19 protein-coding genes are annotated in these 16,880 nt (G+C 66.8%); 10 read left to right on the top strand and 9 right to left on the bottom strand.

What is annotated here, in order from left to right; translation table 11 throughout:
- Window positions 1-11 precede the first annotated feature (11 nt).
- From cysQ to D579_RS0109610, 3 genes are all read right to left on the bottom strand, one after another.
- Entirely contained in the window at window positions 12-845 is an 834-nt protein-coding gene (gene cysQ / locus D579_RS0109600) for a 3'(2'),5'-bisphosphate nucleotidase CysQ (protein ID WP_026289495.1), read from the bottom strand.
- 51 nt (window positions 846-896) lie between these two features.
- A complete protein-coding gene (gene nudE, locus D579_RS0109605; RefSeq protein ID WP_018144738.1) occupies window positions 897-1,442 on the bottom strand; it encodes an ADP compounds hydrolase NudE in 546 nt (181 codons plus the stop codon).
- A 191-nt stretch (window positions 1,443-1,633) separates the two neighbouring features.
- A complete protein-coding gene (locus D579_RS0109610; RefSeq protein ID WP_026289496.1) occupies window positions 1,634-2,338 on the bottom strand; it encodes a hypothetical protein in 705 nt (234 codons plus the stop codon).
- A 41-nt stretch (window positions 2,339-2,379) separates the two neighbouring features.
- Here D579_RS0109610 and D579_RS0109615 point away from each other — a divergent pair, with 41 nt between their 5' ends.
- The gene (locus D579_RS0109615) at window positions 2,380-3,117 is read left to right on the top strand and encodes an HAD family hydrolase (RefSeq protein ID WP_018169222.1); all 738 of its coding nucleotides are present in this window, start codon (window positions 2,380-2,382) and stop codon (window positions 3,115-3,117) included.
- Here D579_RS0109615 and D579_RS0109620 read toward each other — a convergent pair.
- Window positions 3,110-3,349: a hypothetical protein gene (locus tag D579_RS0109620; protein WP_018169223.1), complete on the bottom strand. Its 240-nt coding sequence runs from the start codon at window positions 3,347-3,349 to the stop codon at window positions 3,110-3,112. The two genes, D579_RS0109615 and D579_RS0109620, sit on opposite strands and share 8 nt — an antisense overlap.
- Window positions 3,346-3,987: a 7-cyano-7-deazaguanine synthase gene (locus D579_RS0109625; protein WP_018176310.1), complete on the bottom strand. Its 642-nt coding sequence runs from the start codon at window positions 3,985-3,987 to the stop codon at window positions 3,346-3,348. The genes D579_RS0109620 and D579_RS0109625 overlap by 4 nt, the downstream gene beginning before the upstream one ends.
- 43 nt (window positions 3,988-4,030) lie before the next feature.
- Between D579_RS0109625 and D579_RS0109630 the strand changes: the two genes are divergently transcribed.
- On the top strand, window positions 4,031-4,492 hold the full coding sequence (locus D579_RS0109630; protein ID WP_018951865.1) for a TerB family tellurite resistance protein: 462 nt from the start codon (window positions 4,031-4,033) through the stop codon (window positions 4,490-4,492).
- Between the two features lie 311 nt (window positions 4,493-4,803).
- Window positions 4,804-5,466: a sulfite exporter TauE/SafE family protein gene (locus tag D579_RS0109635; protein WP_018951866.1), complete on the top strand. Its 663-nt coding sequence runs from the start codon at window positions 4,804-4,806 to the stop codon at window positions 5,464-5,466.
- A 49-nt stretch (window positions 5,467-5,515) separates the two neighbouring features.
- On the opposite strand, the gene D579_RS0109640 is transcribed toward D579_RS0109635, so the two are convergent.
- The 4 genes from D579_RS0109640 to ppsA form a co-directional block, all read right to left on the bottom strand.
- Complete coding sequence (locus tag D579_RS0109640) at window positions 5,516-5,968, bottom strand: DUF4426 domain-containing protein (RefSeq protein WP_018951867.1); 453 nt, start codon at window positions 5,966-5,968, stop codon at window positions 5,516-5,518.
- A gap of 137 nt (window positions 5,969-6,105) precedes the next feature.
- Window positions 6,106-6,666, bottom strand: a complete 561-nt coding sequence (locus tag D579_RS0109645; RefSeq protein ID WP_018951868.1) for a YggT family protein — start codon at window positions 6,664-6,666, stop codon at window positions 6,106-6,108.
- A 231-nt stretch (window positions 6,667-6,897) separates the two neighbouring features.
- Window positions 6,898-7,728 (bottom strand): pyruvate, water dikinase regulatory protein, encoded by an 831-nt coding sequence (locus tag D579_RS0109650; protein ID WP_018951869.1) that lies wholly within the window; start codon window positions 7,726-7,728, stop codon window positions 6,898-6,900.
- Entirely contained in the window at window positions 7,721-10,093 is a 2,373-nt protein-coding gene (ppsA, locus tag D579_RS0109655; RefSeq protein WP_018951870.1) for a phosphoenolpyruvate synthase, read from the bottom strand. Before ppsA ends, D579_RS0109650 begins: the two co-directional genes overlap by 8 nt.
- A gap of 124 nt (window positions 10,094-10,217) precedes the next feature.
- Between ppsA and D579_RS0109660 the strand changes: the two genes are divergently transcribed.
- From D579_RS0109660 to D579_RS0109690, 7 genes are all read left to right on the top strand, one after another.
- Complete coding sequence (locus D579_RS0109660; protein WP_026289497.1) at window positions 10,218-10,766, top strand: ATP-dependent zinc protease; 549 nt, start codon at window positions 10,218-10,220, stop codon at window positions 10,764-10,766.
- Complete coding sequence (locus D579_RS0109665) at window positions 10,763-12,298, top strand: inactive transglutaminase family protein (RefSeq protein WP_018951872.1); 1,536 nt, start codon at window positions 10,763-10,765, stop codon at window positions 12,296-12,298. The genes D579_RS0109660 and D579_RS0109665 overlap by 4 nt, the downstream gene beginning before the upstream one ends.
- Window positions 12,298-13,326: an alpha-L-glutamate ligase-like protein gene (locus D579_RS0109670; RefSeq protein WP_018951873.1), complete on the top strand. Its 1,029-nt coding sequence runs from the start codon at window positions 12,298-12,300 to the stop codon at window positions 13,324-13,326. Before D579_RS0109665 ends, D579_RS0109670 begins: the two co-directional genes overlap by 1 nt.
- A gap of 49 nt (window positions 13,327-13,375) precedes the next feature.
- A complete protein-coding gene (locus D579_RS0109675; RefSeq protein ID WP_018144752.1) occupies window positions 13,376-13,858 on the top strand; it encodes a transcriptional repressor in 483 nt (160 codons plus the stop codon).
- Window positions 13,859-13,897: 39 nt separating this feature from the next.
- Window positions 13,898-14,410: a DNA-deoxyinosine glycosylase gene (locus tag D579_RS0109680; protein ID WP_018951874.1), complete on the top strand. Its 513-nt coding sequence runs from the start codon at window positions 13,898-13,900 to the stop codon at window positions 14,408-14,410.
- Window positions 14,411-14,558: 148 nt separating this feature from the next.
- Window positions 14,559-15,860, top strand: a complete 1,302-nt coding sequence (locus D579_RS0109685) for a hypothetical protein (RefSeq protein ID WP_018951875.1) — start codon at window positions 14,559-14,561, stop codon at window positions 15,858-15,860.
- Window positions 15,861-15,943: 83 nt separating this feature from the next.
- Window positions 15,944-16,870 (top strand): metal ABC transporter substrate-binding protein, encoded by a 927-nt coding sequence (locus tag D579_RS0109690; RefSeq protein ID WP_018951876.1) that lies wholly within the window; start codon window positions 15,944-15,946, stop codon window positions 16,868-16,870.
- Window positions 16,871-16,880 lie beyond the last annotated feature (10 nt).

The following is a 16,880-nucleotide window of genomic DNA, read 5'->3' on the forward strand; positions in this document are numbered from 1 at the left end:
GAGCGGGGGACTCAGGCGTCGGGAAGCCCCAGGCGGCGCAACCAGCCGTCGGGGTTGCCCGCGCACACCAGGAATTCGGGGTTCAGCAGGCTTTCGCGCGTGTTGTAACGCAGCTCCTGCCCGTGGAGATCCGTCACCCGTCCGCCTGCGGCCCGGACCACGGCGTGCGCCGCGCCGGTATCCCACTCGCTGGTGGGCCCCAGACGCGGATAGATGTCGGCAGCTCCCTCGGCCACCAGGCACAGCTTCATCGAGCTGCCCATGCTGACCAGGTCGTGGGGCCCCAGACGGTCCAGCGCGACCTTGAGTCGCTCCGCCCCGTGCGAACGGCTGCCCGCCACCAATGGGTGATCGGTGCCAATACGGTCGCGCGCCACTGCGATTTCCCGCGGGGGCTGATCCTCGTCACGGCGAATGGCCACGCCATCGCGATGACCGGCGTACAGGCGCTTGAGCACCGGGCACCAGACGACGCCCAGCACCGGCTCGTGGTCGTGGATCAGGGCAACGTTCACGGTAAATTCGCCGCTGCGCTTGACGAACTCGCGGGTGCCGTCGAGGGGATCGATCAACCAGTAGGTCTGCCACTGGCGACGGCGCTCGAAAGGCACGTCCTGCCCCTCCTCCGACAACACGGGCCAGTCGGGGTCGATGTCGGCCAGCCCATTGGCAAGGATTCGGTGGGCAGCCAGATCGGCCTCGGTGAGCGGCGAGTGATCGGCCTTTTCGGTGACCGCAAAGCGCGTCTCGTAGAGCTCGAGGATCGCATGGCCGGCCAGGTCGGCCAGCGCAGCCACCTCGTGCATCAGGGCAGTAAGAGCCGAATCCTTCGGCGGAGCATGCATGGGTAACTCCCGTTTTCCCGGAACGTTCCGCCTAGCTTGGCAGGGTTGCGCTCAGGCGTCGAGGTAATCGCGCACCATGTACAGCGCGGCGATAGAGCGCGCCTCGGTCAGATCTTCCCGGGCGACCAGCTCGGTCAGCCGGTCCAGCGACCAGGGGACCACCTCGAGCGCCTCCGGCTCGTCGCCTTCCGCGGCCTGCGGATACAGGTCCTCGGCCAGCACCAGATGGGTCTGGTGGGCCATGTAGCCGGGTGCCACGGTCAGCGCGCCCAGGTGGGTCAGGCGATGCCCGGCGTGGCCGACCTCCTCCATGATCTCGCGATTGGCGGCAGTCAGGATGTCCTCGCCCGCCTCCATCCGCCCCTTGGGCAGACCCAGCTCGTAGCGGTGGGTGCCGGCGGCATACTCGCGGATCAACAGGACGGTCCGGTCGGTCTGCACCGGGGCGATGATCACCGCCCCGTGGCCGCGACTGACCAGACGCTCGAAGCAGGTGCGCGCACCATTGCTGAATTCGAGATCCAGCTCCTCCACCTCGAACAGGCGGCTGCTGGCGACCGTACGGCGCCCCTGGACATCCGGCTTGTCTCGGCTCATGCGCCCTCCGGGGGACATGTAGAAAAACGCTGCTTAATGTACACGCTCGCGTTGGCACCTTAAGGGGTCCGCCGCCTTTTCGCGCGCACGGCGCCGCGGCTCCCCTGCCGCACAGGGACTGCACGGCAGCGCCGCACCTTGGTTGCACGCAAACACGTCCAGCGCGAGCGGGTAAATGCGTCAGCGTTTCCCTAATGGCTGTTGCGTAGCCGCACCAGAGTACGCAGTTCGCCCTCGAACAGGGTGTCGAACATGAAGCCATGATCGGAGGTGACCACCTCGAACCCCTCCTGGTCGGCCGGATCGGTCTCCGCCAGACGCAGGTCAAGATCGCCCCAGCTCACGGCCATGGTGACGCGCATCGGGAAGTAGCCATCCAGGAAGCGGCGCACGAACGGGCCGTTCTCCAGGCGATAGACGCCGTCCCCCTCGTCCTCGACGATCTTCATGCGCGCGGTCACGCAGACCTCAGCATCCCGCTGCACCCCGCGCAGGTCCACGCGATCGCCCTCGGCACGCGCGGATTCGATGTTGCGGGTGGACTCGACCTGGAGCTCGTCGATTCTGGCTTCATTGTACACAATGACCATGCGCCGAATGGCCGCCACATCATTGTGACACTGGCGCAGATCGGCCCAGCCATCCTCCAGCGAGGACTGCGTGATGCGGATCTGGTTCTGGTGGTGATGCGGAGTCCGGTCCGGCTCCTCCAGCAGGAAGGTCAGCTCCGGACTGGTGGTCTGGGTCTGGTCCGGGGAGACCGTCTCGCCCCACAGGCTGTCGTCCTCCAGCGGGTCGTAGTCCGGGTCGCCGGGGTCCATTCCCTGCACGGCCAGCGGCAGCGCCATCAGCGCAAGGAGCAGGGGCGCGGGAAGGAACCGCGATTGGGGTACCATGGGGGCCATCGTCGTCACCCTCTTTCGTGTAGCCGTTAGCTGTGGACCTGCAAAACCCCGAAAAAAATCCGCGCCCGCCCGCGGCCCGCGCCGCGATCGCCTGGGATCGCATCGACACTGTGCTGTTCGACATGGACGGGACGCTGCTGGATCTGCACTTCGACAATCGCTTCTGGCGTGAACTGATCCCGCAGGAATACATCCGCTGCCAACCGGACGACCCGGAATGCGCGCGCCGCCGCCTGGAGGACGAGATGCAGCGGGTGCGCGGCAAGCTGGAGTGGTACTGCGTGGATCACTGGACCCGCTTTACCGGTCTGGACATCCTCGGCCTGAAACGCGAGCTGGCCCACCACATCGCCCTGAAACCGCATGCCGATCAAGTCCTGGGTGCCCTGCAAAGGGCCGGGCGGCGGCGGGTGCTGGTCACCAACGCCCACCCGCAGGTCTACGCCTTCAAGCACCGCCTCACCCGCATTGGCGACCGCCTGGATACCATTGTCTCCGCCCACGACCTCGATTGCGCCAAGGAAGACGGCAGCTTCTGGGAACGCCTGCAGCGGGTCGCACCGTACGCTCCGGAACGTACGCTGCTGGTGGACGACAACCTGCTGGCGCTGGCCAGCGCCGCCGGAGCAGGGATCGCCCAACTGCGGGGGATGCGCTACCCGGACGAGCGCGGCGAACCCATGCACTCGGAGGACTTCGAGCTGCTGGAATCGCTCGCGGACCTGTTGCCCGGCCTGAGCGACCCGGGAGGCGTGGCGGCTGCTACTTGACCGGTGTCGGCAGGTTGCGGATCAAGTCCAGTCGGATCTGCACCGTACGTCCCTCGCACTCCCCGTCGAGCCAGTGGCACCCGTCCACCTCGCGCACCTCGCGCGGGGTCACCTTGCCCCACCAGGCCTGGCTGGAATTGGGCTCGACCCAGTTCAGTTGCAGGGTCTCGCCGGTAAGGATGGCGATCTCCAGACGCTCGGAGACATGACGGGGAATGGCGGGATCGGTCATCGGGGGGCTTCGCGGTAGTCGGTCGGGTCGGGGATGCCGGCCGCGGCGAACGCGGCACGCCGGGCCTGACACTGCGGGCAACGCCCGCACTGGCGCGATTGTGCCAGAAGGCAGCTCCAGGTGTGGCGCCAATCGATCCCCAGCGGGTCGGTGGCGGCAATGATCTCGGCTTTGCTCCGGTCGATCAGCGGGGCCTCGACCTGCAGGCCGGGCACCAGACCTGCGGCCAGCTCCGAGACCTGCTGCACAAACCCCGGTTGCGAACCCGGACCATGCCCCTGATCCTCGCGGTTCAGCGCCAGCAGGATGCGTGCCGCGCCGTGATGCTCGGCAAGGTTCACCGCCAGGGCCAACACCAGCAGATTACGCTGGGGCAGCGGCACATGCCCGACCCAGTCGTTGCGGCGGGTGAAGGCCGTGCGCAGGGACTGGAGATCCAGCGCGATGGGGGCACAACCGTAGACCGCCGACAGATGCTCCACCGCGGTCCATTCGCGCGCGGCATTGCGCTGGCCGTAGTCGACCCACACGGCACGCAACAAGCGGCCGGCGGCATGCTCCTGCGCCAACAAGGCGCTGCTCTCGATGCCGCCGGAGAGCAGGAGAAGATCGGGGGATTCGGGCCGGGCGGATTCCATTCGGGCACCATACCGCACAGCGCAAGACCACGGAGATCCTGACTTGATCGAACAACTACGCAGCCACTGGCAGCGCCTGCTGGGCGCCGAACGCAGCGACCGCCCCGAGGGCGCCCCCGAGGAGCGCCTGCAACGCGCCGCGGCGGCGCTGATCATGGAGGTCTGCCGGGCCGACTTTGATCTGCACGCCGAGGAACTGGAATCCGTGCGCGCCAGCCTGATCGAACTGTTCCGGCTGGACAGTGATACCGCCGATGCGATGCTGGAGATCGCCCAGGAGGACAGCGACGAACTGATCTCCATCCACCCCATGGTGCGCGAAGTGAACGCATCCTTTGATGCCGAGCAAAAGACCGACATCATGCGCGCCCTGTGGCGTGCCGCCTGGGCCAACCGCGACCTCAACAAGCGCCAGGAAGCGGTAATCCGGCACCTGGCAGACCTGCTCTACATCCCGCACGCGACCTTCATCCGTACCAAGCACGAGGTCCTAGGGAAACACTGATTCATGTACACGCTCGCGTTGGCACCCCAGGTTCTTCGAGACAAGGCGCGTCGTGCGGCGGGTAGTCGTTCTACCCGCAAGCGGCGCAACGCCGTATCGGGGAACCTGGGGTGCCAACCCCACAAACCATTCAATGCAGGGGCTCGGCCGCTTTTGCGCGCGCACAGCGTTGCGGTTCCCTTGTGCAGAATGACTGCACGGCGGTCACCGCGCCTTGTTCGCACGCAAAAGCGACTCGAGCGCGAGCGTATACATGAAGCAGTGTTTCCCTGGGCGATGCGGCCGACCCTCGCTGACCGAGGCGCTTTCTGATGAGTGATCCGGGTACCCTGCTGGCGGCCCTGGCCGTGGGCATCCTCGGTGGCGTGCACTGCCTGGGGATGTGCGGCGGCATCGTAGGCGCGATCTCCATGGGCCACGGCCGCCGCGGACCCGGGCTCGACCTCCTGCTGGCCTACAATCTCGGGCGCATGGCGAGTTACGTGGTCGCCGGCGCGCTGGCGGGATGGCTGGGGGCCAGCCTGCTCGGCGGCATGCCCGCCGGGCAGGCAATCCTCCAGGGCATCGCCGCCGTCTTCCTGATCCTGCTCGGGCTCTATCTCGGGGGCTGGTGGCCGGTCCTGGCCCGCCTGGAACAGGCCGGTGGCGTACTGTGGCGCCGCATCGAGCCGCTGGGCCGGCGTTTCCTGCCAGTGCGCCATGCCGGTCAGGCGCTGATGGTTGGCGGGCTGTGGGGCTGGCTGCCCTGCGGCCTGGTGTACAGCGTGCTGGCCTGGTCGCTCAGTGCCGGCGGCGCGCTGGAAGGGGCCGCCCTGATGGGGGCCTTCGCCCTGGGGACGCTGCCGAATCTGCTGCTGATGGGGGTGTTCGCCGCGCGCCTGGCGGCCTTCGTGCGCCGCCCCTGGGTCCGCCGGATCGCCGGCGGCGGGGTCGCACTGTACGGCGCATGGATGCTGCTAGGCCTGGTGCTGTGATGCCCCGCCCGAACGAGCGGGGCATCGTTCGCAGGCCCCGCGGCGGGGCTCAGTCGGCGTAAAAGTCGCGGGTGAAACGGATCGGCAGCGTGCGGTCGCCGTCCGCCGGGGCAATGTCGATCTGGAACTCGAGCGTTTCCCCGCCACGCACCGTCACCTCGGAGAGGTGATAGATGGCATCACCGTCCTGAATCTCGCGGAAGCGCAGACTGCGCATCTGGTCATTCATGTTGGTGGCCGAACCACTGACTTCCGCGGAGACCGCCTGCAAGCCGTTGTCGCCCCGCTCCATCACGCTGATGTTGACCATGGCCCGGTTGGAACTGCGCCGCACGTCATAGGCCCGCGCGACCTCCGGGGACAGGAAGGTGGTGTTGATCACGTTGTAGTAGACGACGTAATTGTCGAATTCCGCCTCGTTGGCGGATGCGATCGAGCTTCCGAGAGCAACCGCCGCCAATGCGACGAGAAAGCCGGTGATGACCCGATGCACTCTTGCCATGACTGACTCCTGTTCCGTTTGAGAAACGGGGACCTGGCGGCGGCATTGCCGCAGGGGCCCCTCGTCCCGAGTCTAGCCCGTTTTGCACCCGAACTGGCAAGGCCGCCCCGCGCATTTCGCCCGGGCGTCGATCCACCTCAAAAAGAGCGCACGATAATCAGCAAGATATAAAGCCCGACCAGGGCGATCATTGGCGAAAAATCGATCGCGCCGGTATTCGGCAAGGCCCGGCGCAGAGGGCCGAGGATGGGGCGGTTCACCGCTCCCGCCAGCCGCATGATGGGGTTATTGGCGGAACCACCCCCCGCCTGAAGCCAGCTCATCACCACCTCGGCAATAAGCGCGATGATGAAGACCCAGATCACCGTGGTCAGCAATTCCCGGATTGCCACGGCCAGGATAATCCCGACCCCGGCATCCACACCCACAATCAGCACGCGTAGCCAGATTTCGATGAACTTGAGCACGATCATCAGCACGATCGCGGCCAGATCCACCCGCCCGATCGAGGGGATCACAGGACGCAACACCCGCAGCGGCGGGTCGGTCAGCATCACGATGGTCTGCGAGATCGGGTTGTAGTAATCGGCCCGCACCAGGCCGAAGATCGTCCTCAAAATCAACAGGATGATATAAATCCCGAAGACAACGCCAACGAGGAAGATGGCGATCTCTTGTCCGGTTCCGGTGGCGGGCATGCAGACTCCTTGCGATGCAGCGAGTTAACCGCGCCCATTCTCCGGCAAGCCCGGCGGGATGCCAAGCGAGGGAGACGCGGATCCAGTCGCCCGTACGCGCTCGACTCGATTTTGTTCGGTGACAAGGCGCGGCAAGTGAAGTGTAGGCAAGCTACATAAACGAGCCGCAACGCGCTCCGTGGGCGCCAACGCGGACGAGCGTTTGAGCAGTGTCTCCCAGGGAGACACTGCTCAAACGCCGCGGCGGGTATCCATGCAGTCGCGTACGCGAGTCGCGATTTCCTCGATCGACAGCTCGGTCACGTCCAGATGCGGGATCTGCCAGCTATCGAGGAACTCCTGGATCGCCGCACACTCGGCCCGGCACTGGGCCAGGCTGGCATAGCGGCTGTCGGGCCGGCGGCCCTCGCGGATCTGGGCGAGCCGCTGCGGGGTGATCGTCAGCCCCACCAGGCGCCCACCCAGGCCGCGCAACCCTTCCGGCATGTGCGGGATGTCGCCCTGGCGCAGGTCCTCCGGGACCAGCGGGTAGTTCGCCGCGAACAGCCCGTAGTTCATGGCCAGATAGAGGCTGGTCGGCGTCTTGCCGGAACGCGAGGCACCCAGCAACACTACGTCGGCCACCGACAGGTCCTGCACGGCCAACCCATCGTCGTGCGCCAGGGTGTAGTTGAGCGCTTCGATGCGCCGGTCATAGCGGCTGACGTCACCCATGCCGTGGGCACGCCCGGAGACCGACTGCGCCGTCGCTCCCAGCAGATTCTCCAGCCGCTCGAGCTGCTCGCCGAAGACGTCGATCACCGGCACCGGGCTCTGGCGAAGATCGGCCCGCAGATCGGCATTGGCCAAGGTGGCCACCACCAGGGCGGGCTGCGGCCCGGCCTCGACCCGGGCGAACACGGCGGCCAGGCGCCCGGGCGTCTGCACGAAGGGCAACCGGTGCCAGGCGGGGTCGACATCCGGAAACTGGGTGAACAGCGAGCGCGCCAGGGTCTCTGCGGTGATCCCGGTGCCATCCGAGACCAGGTAGACCTGCGGGCACTGGGCGACGGAATCAGCCATCATCCGGCCCCCCGACCTTGGCCAGCTGCTCCCAGGTGGACAACAGCGAATCGGGGTTCAGCGACAGCGAATCGATGCCCTCGTTCATCAGCCAGACCGCCAGCTCCGGATAGTCGGAAGGGGCCTGCCCGCAGATCCCGACGTACTTGTCGGCGCGACGGGCAGCACGGATCGCCATGCTCAAGAGCGCCTTCACCGCATCGTTGCGTTCGTCGAAGGAATCGGCCACCAGCCCGGAGTCGCGGTCGACCCCCAGGGTCAACTGGGTCAGGTCGTTGGAGCCGATGGAGAAGCCGTCAAAGTGCTCGAGGAAGCGCGCCGCCAGCAGGGCATTCGACGGGATCTCGCACATCATCACGATCTTCAGACCGTGTTCGCCGCGGCGCAGGCCCTCCTCGCCCAGCACCCGGATCACGTCCTCGGCCTCGACGAGGGTGCGCACGAACGGGACCATGATCTGCACGTTGTCCAGGCCCATCTCGTCGCGGACCCGGCGCAACGCCTCGCACTCCATCGCGAACGCCGGACGGAAACTCTCCGAGCGATAGCGCGAGGCCCCGCGAAAGCCGAGCATGGGGTTCTCTTCGTGCGGCTCGTAGCCAGCACCACCGATCAGATGGGCGTACTCGTTGGACTTGAAGTCGGACAGGCGCACGATCACCGGTTCCGGCGCGAAGGCGGCCGCCAGCGTCGCGATACCCTCGGACAGCTTGCGCACGAAGAACTCGCGCGGACCATCATCAAAGCCACGCAGGTGCTCGGCGATACGCTCCTGCACCTCGGGCTCCAGGCGATTCGGGTCCTCGGCATAGTCCAGCAGCGCCAGCGGGTGCACGCCGATGGTGCCGTTGATGATGAACTCCAGCCGCGCCAGACCGATCCCCGCGTGTGGCAGCTGCGAGAAGGCGTAGGCCCGCCCGGGGTTGGCCACATTCAGCATCAGCTTGACTGGCAGCTCCGGCAGTTCGCCGATCTCGGTCTTCTTGACCGCGTAGTCGAGCCTGCCGGGGTACACATGCCCGTCGTCGCCCTCCGCACAGGAGACCGTCGCCTCCATCCCGTCGCTCAGCACCTCGGTTGCGTTACCGCAACCGACCACCGCCGGTATGCCCATCTCGCGGGCAATGATCGCCGCGTGGCAGGTACGTCCGCCGCGGTTGGTCACGATCGCAGCGGAGCGCTTCATTACCGGCTCCCAGTCGGGGTCGGTCATGTCCGCGACCAGAATGTCGCCCTCTTCCATGGTGTGCATCGCATCCGGCGAATCCAGCACGCGCACGATACCGGCCCCCACCTTCGAGCCGATTGCACGGCCGGTCACCACCGGCTCGGCGTCGTGCGGCGCCAGTTCGTAGCGCTCGCCCGCACCCAGCTCGACCCGGCTTTCCACCGTCTCCGGCCTCGCCTGCACGATGAACAGCTCGCCGGTCTCGCCATCCTGCGCCCATTCGATGTCCATCGGCCGTCCGTAGTGCTGCTCGATGGCAACCGCATAGCGGCCCAGCTGCTCGGCATCGGCATCCGAGAGGCAGAAGCGGTGGCGCAGGTCCGTCGGGGTGTCCTCGGTGCGGGTACCGTCCTCCGTGAGCACCATGCGCACGGCCTTGGTGCCCAGGGCACGGCCGATGATGGCGCGTTTTCCGGCCGCCAGCGCCGGCTTGTAGACCTGATACTCGTCGGGGTTAACGGCACCCTGCACGACCGTCTCGCCCAAGCCCCAGGCCCCGGTGATGAACACCGCATCGCGGAAGCCGCTCTCGGTATCCAGGGTAAAGATCACGCCACTGGCGCCGACGTCGGAACGCACCATGCGCTGGATGCCGGCCGACAGCGCGACCTCGTCATGGGCGAAGCCGTTGTGCACGCGGTAGGCGATGGCGCGGTCGTTGTAGAGACTGGCGAAGCACTCGCGCAGCCGCTGCAGCAGGGCATCAATGCCGCGCACGTTGAGGAAGGTCTCCTGCTGCCCGGCAAACGAGGCCTCGGGCAGATCCTCGGCGGTAGCCGAGGAGCGCACGGCCACCGGCACGTCATCGCCCAGCTGCGCGTAGTGCTCGCGCACCGCCTCCTCCAGCTCGCCCGGCAGTTCGGCCTGCTCGACCCAGCCACGCACCTCGCGCCCGGCCGCGCGCAGGGCCTCGATATCGTCGATATCCAGATCCGCCAGGCGTGCTTTGATCTGCTCGTCCAGCCCGTCCTTCGCCAGCAATGCCCGATAGGCGTCCGCAGTCGTGGCAAAACCGCCCGGCACGCGCACCCCGGCGGCACCGAGCTGCCCCAGCAGCTCGCCCAGCGAGGCATTCTTGCCACCCACCCGGGCGACATCGTTCATGGTCAGATCGGCGAGATCGACTACCCAGCTCATGGCAACTCCTGAACTCCCAGGGCCACACTGATCTAGTGCTTCCCTAGGCTTTGTGAACCCCTTAACACGGGGTAACAAGCGTGATCAGCTACACTTCAGTGTTTTGTAACCTTCAGGAAACTGCGTGACTGCTCCAGCCGCCCGTCGTTCCAGCTTAACCCAATCCATCCTGCCGACCATGCTGCTCGTCCTGGCCTTCCTGACGCAATCCGCAGGGGCCCAGGAGTCGGGGGGGGCCATGGCCATCCTGGGTGTAGTGGAGAACGTCCGCATCGCCGAGGAAGACGTCGTGCTGGAGGCGCGCATGGATACCGGTGCAACCTCCTCCTCCTTGAACGCGCTAAACAAGGAACGCTTCGAGAAGGACGGCGAGGACTGGATCCGCTTCGAGATCATCGACCCGGACGATGAGGACGCGCGCATCACCCTGGAGCGGCCGATCGAGCGCATCGTGCGCATTCGCAGGCACAGCGGAGACTCGCAGGAACGCCCGGTGGTGCGCATGGAGTTCTGTATCGGCGACCAGCTCCTGAGCGCCGACACCAGCCTGATCGACCGCACGGCCCTGAAATACCAGGCCCTGATCGGGCGCAGCCACATGGCCGGGCACATCCTGGTGGATTCCGGCGCGGAGCACCTGCGCGCGCCCGACTGCGCGACGGATGACCAGTGAAGCGTTTCCACCTGCCGATCCTGATCGTGCTGCTGAGCGCGATCGGACTCGGGGTCTTCGCCTACAAGGTCAGCGCGCTGGGGATGCCCCTGCAGCCGGACGCCACCGCCGAGACCTGGCAGGTGGAGGCCCGCGTGCGCTTCCAGGCCACCGGCGAGGCCACCACGGTGCAGCTTCGGATCCCTCACCGCTTGCCGAACTTCTCCATCCTGGACGAAGGCTTCGTATCCCGTGGCTACGGCCTGAACACCATCACCCAGACGGAGGATCGTCTGGCGCAGTGGACCACACGCCAGCCACGCGGCGAGCAAGTACTCTACTATCGCGCCACGCTCTACCGTGACGGAAACGACCGCTCCGAGGCCGACTACCCGGGGCCGGTGGCCGTGCCCGACTGGGCCGAACCCTTCCGTTCGGCGGCCGAGGCGCTGATCGACGACGTCCGCGGGCGCTCATCGGATATCCAGAGTTTTGCCTCGGTGCTGGTAAACGACCTCGCCAACGCCGCACCCGCTTCAAATGCGGCCGTGTTCATCGAGAGCACCGACAATCGAACCCGCCGGGCCGAGACCCTGATCGAGCTGCTGGCCACCGCACGCATCCCGGCCCGGCAGGTGACCGCCCTGCGCCTGGTCGACGGGCGCCGCGACATCGAGCCGCAGACCTGGCTGGAGGTCCACAACACGCGGCGCTGGGTGCCCATCGACCCGGAGAGCGGCGAGATCGAGTACCCCGCCGATGTGGTCGTGTGGTCGCACGGCGACGCCCCACTCCTGGAGATAACGCACGGCGAGAACGCAGAGGTCCGCTTTGCGGTGGCGCGCGGGGTGCAGGATGCCCTGGCGACCATCCAGCGCTTCGGGGACACCCTGGACAGTCGTTTCCTCGATTTCTCCACCCTGAACCTGCCGCTGGGCACGCAGAACACCTATCGGGTGCTTTTGATGGTGCCACTGGGCGCGATGATTATCGTCTTCCTGCGCAACGTGATCGGCGTACAGACCTTCGGCACCTTCATGCCGGTGCTGATCGCGCTGTCCTTCCGCGAGACCCAGCTCATGGCCGGGATCATCCTGTTCACGCTGATCGTGTCGCTGGGTCTCGTGGTGCGCTTCTACCTCGAGCACCTCAGACTGCTACTGGTCCCGCGCCTGGCGGCGGTCGTCAGCGTGGTCATCATGCTCATGCTCGGCATCAGCATCTTGTCGCACCAGCTCGGCTTCGAGCGCGCCCTGGCGCTGTCACTGTTCCCGATGGTCATCCTCGCCATGACCATCGAGCGCATGTCAGTGGTCTGGGAAGAACACGGCCCCGCCGATGCCATCACCCAGGGGATTGGCAGCCTGGTCGTCGCGGCCGCGGCCTACGGGCTGATGGCCAACCGCCAGCTGGAGCACCTGCTATTCCTGTTCCCGGAATTGCTGCTGGTGCTGCTGGCCGTGACCCTGCTTCTGGGACGCTACACCGGCTATCGCCTGACCGAACTGTTCCGCTTCGGACGCATCCAGGACGCGATGCGGAGGACCGACTGATGCCCGCCTGGCTGCCGCGCTTCGTGCGCCCCAAGCTGTTGAAGGAGCAGGGCATTGTCGGCATGAACACCCGCAATGCCCGCTACATCTCCGTCTGGAACCGACGGCGCTTCTACCCGCGGGTGGACGACAAGCTGCAGACCAAGCAACTCGCCCTGGATGCCGGACTCTCGGTGCCAGACCTGTACGGCGTCGTGCGCACCCTGCGCCAGATTCGCGACGTGCGGCAGCAGCTGCGGAACTATGAAGACGGCTTCGTCATCAAGCCCGCCCACGGCGCGGGCGGCGACGGCATCCTGGTGATCGACGGCTGGCGCGGCGATCGGCCACGCCGGGCTGGTGGCCGCGCCATGGAGCTGAGCGAACTGGACGATCACATCGCCAACGTCCTCTCGGGCATGTACAGCCTGGGTGGCCAACCGGACGCCGCAATGATCGAGCAGCGGGTGCGCTTCTCCTCGATCTTCGATGAGGTCTCGCACCAGGGCGTGCCGGATATCCGCACCGTGGTCTATCGCGGCTACCCGGTGATGGCGATGATGCGCCTGCCGACCCATGACTCCGACGGCAAGGCCAACCTCCACCAGGGTGCCGTGGGGACGGGCATTGACCTCGGCTCCGGCCGCACCATCGGTGGCGTGCGCTACAACCGGCCCTGCCGCGAGCACCCCGACAGCGAAAAGAGCATTGTCGGTCTGCAAATCCCCGGTTGGGACCAGCTGATGGAACTGGCCGCCGGCTGCTTTGAGCTGAGCGAGCTCGGCTACCTGGGGGTGGACGTGGTGATCGATGCCGACCGCGGGCCGCTGATCCTGGAACTCAACGCCCGGCCCGGGCTCGCCATCCAGATTGCCAACGGCGAAGGCCTGGACCACCGCATCCTCGCGGTGGATGCACACATGGTCGCCCGCGACATCGAGCCGGCCGCCGAACGCGCCCGGTGGTCCGCCGAGGTCTTCGCGCGCCCCGAGGCGACCCATCCAACCGAGCCCGACACCGAAACCACCCGCGCCGCCGAACCCGCCTGATCAGCGAGGCGGTTACGGGCACCGTGATCGTTTGGGCTATCCTAGGCGCATGACTGCCGCCGCCGAGACCAAGACGCCGGACATCGAACAGGCCCTGGCCGACGCCGAACGCGTCTGCGCCACCCGTGGTGCACGCCTGACCGAGCAGCGCCGGCGCATCCTGGAGCAGATCCTGCGCACCGAGGGCGTCATCAAGGCGTACGACCTGATCCACGCGCTGTCCTCCGATGATCACAGCATCAAGCCGCCAACCGTGTACCGCACCCTGGCCTTTCTGCTCGAGCAGGGCCTGATCCACCGTATCGAGAGCCTCAACGGCTTCGTCGCCTGCTCGCACCCCGGCGAGCGCCACGAGTCGGCCCTGATGATCTGCGACGGCTGCGGCCAGATCACCGAGTTCCACACCCCGGAGCCGGCCAGCCAGGCGCTGGAGCACGAGGCCGAGGCCCAGGACTTCGCCATCGACTCGCGCATGGTGGAGCTGCATGGCCAGTGCGGGGACTGCCGCCGGGGTCAGCAGGACCGCGCCTGACGCCTTTATCTGCGCTTGGCCCTCTCGACCCGCCCTCCCGTGACACACGTCGCACCGACCCTTGAGGCGTTCCCGCCCATCCTTCGTGCGGACACCCGCCTGATCGTGCTGGGCAGCTTTCCCGGCGTCGCTTCGCTGGAGGCCCAGGCCTACTACGCCCACCCGCGCAACCAGTTCTGGCCGATTGTCGGGCAGATCCTCGGCGAGCCCTTCCCGGAAATGGATTACCCCGAGCGCATCGAGCGCCTGCTCGACCACGGCGTGGGCCTCTGGGACGTGTACGGCGCCTGCTCGCGCGAGGGGAGTCTGGACAGCGCCATCCGCGCCCCGGTCCCCAACGATCTCGCCCGGCTGACCCGCGAGGCCCCGGACCTGCGCGTGATCATCCACAACGGCGCCGAAAGCGCGCGGCGCATCCGCGAGACCCGCGCCCTGGGCGTCGAGGCCCTGCGCCTGCCCTCCACCAGCCCCGCCAACGCCCGCCTCAGCCTGACCGAGAAGCTGGAACCCTGGCGCAACGCCTTCGCCCTCGCTGGCCTTCCACGCGACTGACCGGCACCGCACCGGCCCGCAAGATTAGGGTTGAATCGCGAATTGTTATTGTATAACGTTTATTAGCGTTTCGTTACGCTATAACAGTCCATTTCCGTTGATTGGCACTGCCCAGAACAGCAGACTGCCGCGCAACCAGGAGCCCAAAATGCCTCGCACTCCGTACTCCCGCCCGGTCCTCGCCGGCCTGACCGCCCTGACCCTCGCCGCCCCCGGAGCCGCTGCGGCGCAATGGACCGCCGGTGACGACAACTCTTCCTGGGGCCTGGATGTGTCCCTGATTCTCGAGGGCGTCTACTACAACGAGCTTTCGCACGGTAACGATTCGCCCGCCGGCTTCAGCGATGGCCACGACCACGGTCATGACCATGGCCATGACCACGATCATGGCTTCGACGACGGCTTCAACATGGGACATTCCGAGCTCGCACTGAACGCGCAACTGGGCGACCTGTTCGACGGCGTCCTGATTCTGGGCTTTGACGACAGCGATATCGAGGTCGAGGAGGCCTACCTGACCACCCGTGCCCTGCCCGGCGGTTTCCAGGTCAAGGCCGGTAAATTCCTGTCCGACATCGGCTACATCAACAGCCGCCACGGGCACGACTGGGACTTCGTCGACCGCCCCTTGGTCAACGAGTACCTGTTCGGGGACCACGGCCTGCAGGAAACCGGCGTACAGGCCACCTGGCTCGCCCCTACCGAAACCTACACCCAACTAGGGGTGGAACTACTGCAGGGCGAAACCAGCGGCATCGCCAACTACGAGGGCAGCCAGTCGGCAGAGGGCGGTACAGAGCGCATCCTGCGCGACCGCTCCGGGCCGCGTCTGGTCACCGCCTTTGCCAAGATCGGGCCGGATCTCGGTCCGGACCACGCCGCGCAGTTCGGCGTCTCCGGTGGCTACGCCCGCAGCTATCAGGTGACCGACGAGCACTCGACGCGCTTCGAGGACTGGGACGGCAGCGCCTGGTTCGCCGGTCTGGATGCGGTCTACAAATACAGTGCCGGCCGCGCCTACGGCCATGGCGACTGGCGCCTGCAGGGCGAGTACTTCTACCGCGAGATCGACGTCGACCGCCGCGACGTGAATTTCGAAGCCGATGGCAACGGACCGGTAGGCTTCGTCCGTAACGAACAGTCATTCAAGAACAAGCAGGACGGTATCTACGTCCAGGGCGTCTACGGCTTCGCACCGCGCTGGGAGGCCGGCCTGCGCGCCGAAGCCCTGGGTCTGACCAACGACGTCGGCCGCGGCGACGGCGAGTCCTTCGGCACCTCCTATCGCCACTCCGCCCAGGTGACCTTCCGCCCGGTGGAGCCGGTGTTCCTCCGGGCGCAGCTGTCGCAGAACGACTTCATCGATGACGATGGCCATCGCGACCGCGGCCTGGAGTTCATGCTGCAGCTGAACGTGGCCCTCGGCGCCCACGGCGCCCACCGCTTCTGATCCGTATTGCCTTGTTCAGGGTCGGCAGGACCGTTGATGCCCTGCCGACCCCATCCGTATCCCGTTATCACCAGGAGTCCCGCATGTTTTTTAGCAAGACTCGCACCCGTATCACCCGTACGCTCGCCGCTGTTGCCTCGGTGGTGGCGCTTACCCTCATCCTGCTGCCGTCGCAGGCCGCCGCCGGACTGAACATCGTCGCCACCACCTCCACCCTGGGCGCCCTGGCCCGCGAGATTGGCGGCGACGAGGCCGAGGTCCGCGTGCTCGCACCGCCGGACCGCGATGCCCATTACCTCGACGCCCGCCCCAGCTTCATGGCCGCCCTGCGCCGGGCCGACATGCTGCTCGAGATCGGCGCCGGCCTGGAGGAAGGCTGGCTGCCGGCCGCCCAGCGTGGCGCCAGCAACCGCGCCATCAACTCCGGCCAACCGGGGCACTTCCGATCGGCGGACATGATCGAACTGCGCCGCTCCATCACCATGGACGGACCGAACATGGGCCACGTGCATGAAGAGGGTAACCCGCACTTCAACGCCGATCCTTTGCGTATGGCCGAACTCGCTCTAGCCCTGGGCGCGCGCATGGGCGAGCTCCGCCCCGACCAAGCCGACACCTTCATGGAGCGCGCCGAACGTACCGCCGAACGCCTGCGCGAACATGCCGAGGCCCTGGCCGAACAGGTAGAACCGGATCAGCGCATCGTGGTGTATCACGAGGATCTCGACTACCTGGAAGAATGGCTGCCGGTGGAGATCGTCGGCTACCTCGAACCCGCCCCGGGCATCCCGCCGACCGCGCGCCACCTGCGCAGCCTGGTCAGTGATCTCGAAGGCACCGAGGGCACCGTCCTGTACGCCGAATTCCAGCCGCCGCGCGGCGCCGAGTTCCTGGAGCGCAATCTCGGCTGGCCCACCCATGCCGTGCCGCTGGATCCGCGCGCCGATTCGGCGCTGGAGGGTTATCTGGATCTGATGACCACCTGGGCGCAAAGCCTGCCCCAGCGGTAACCTGCCGGCA

Origin of the sequence: Thioalkalivibrio sp. AKL12, from assembly GCF_000377925.1 — a bacterium.
Classification (GTDB): Bacteria; Pseudomonadota; Gammaproteobacteria; order Ectothiorhodospirales; family Ectothiorhodospiraceae; genus Thioalkalivibrio; species Thioalkalivibrio versutus.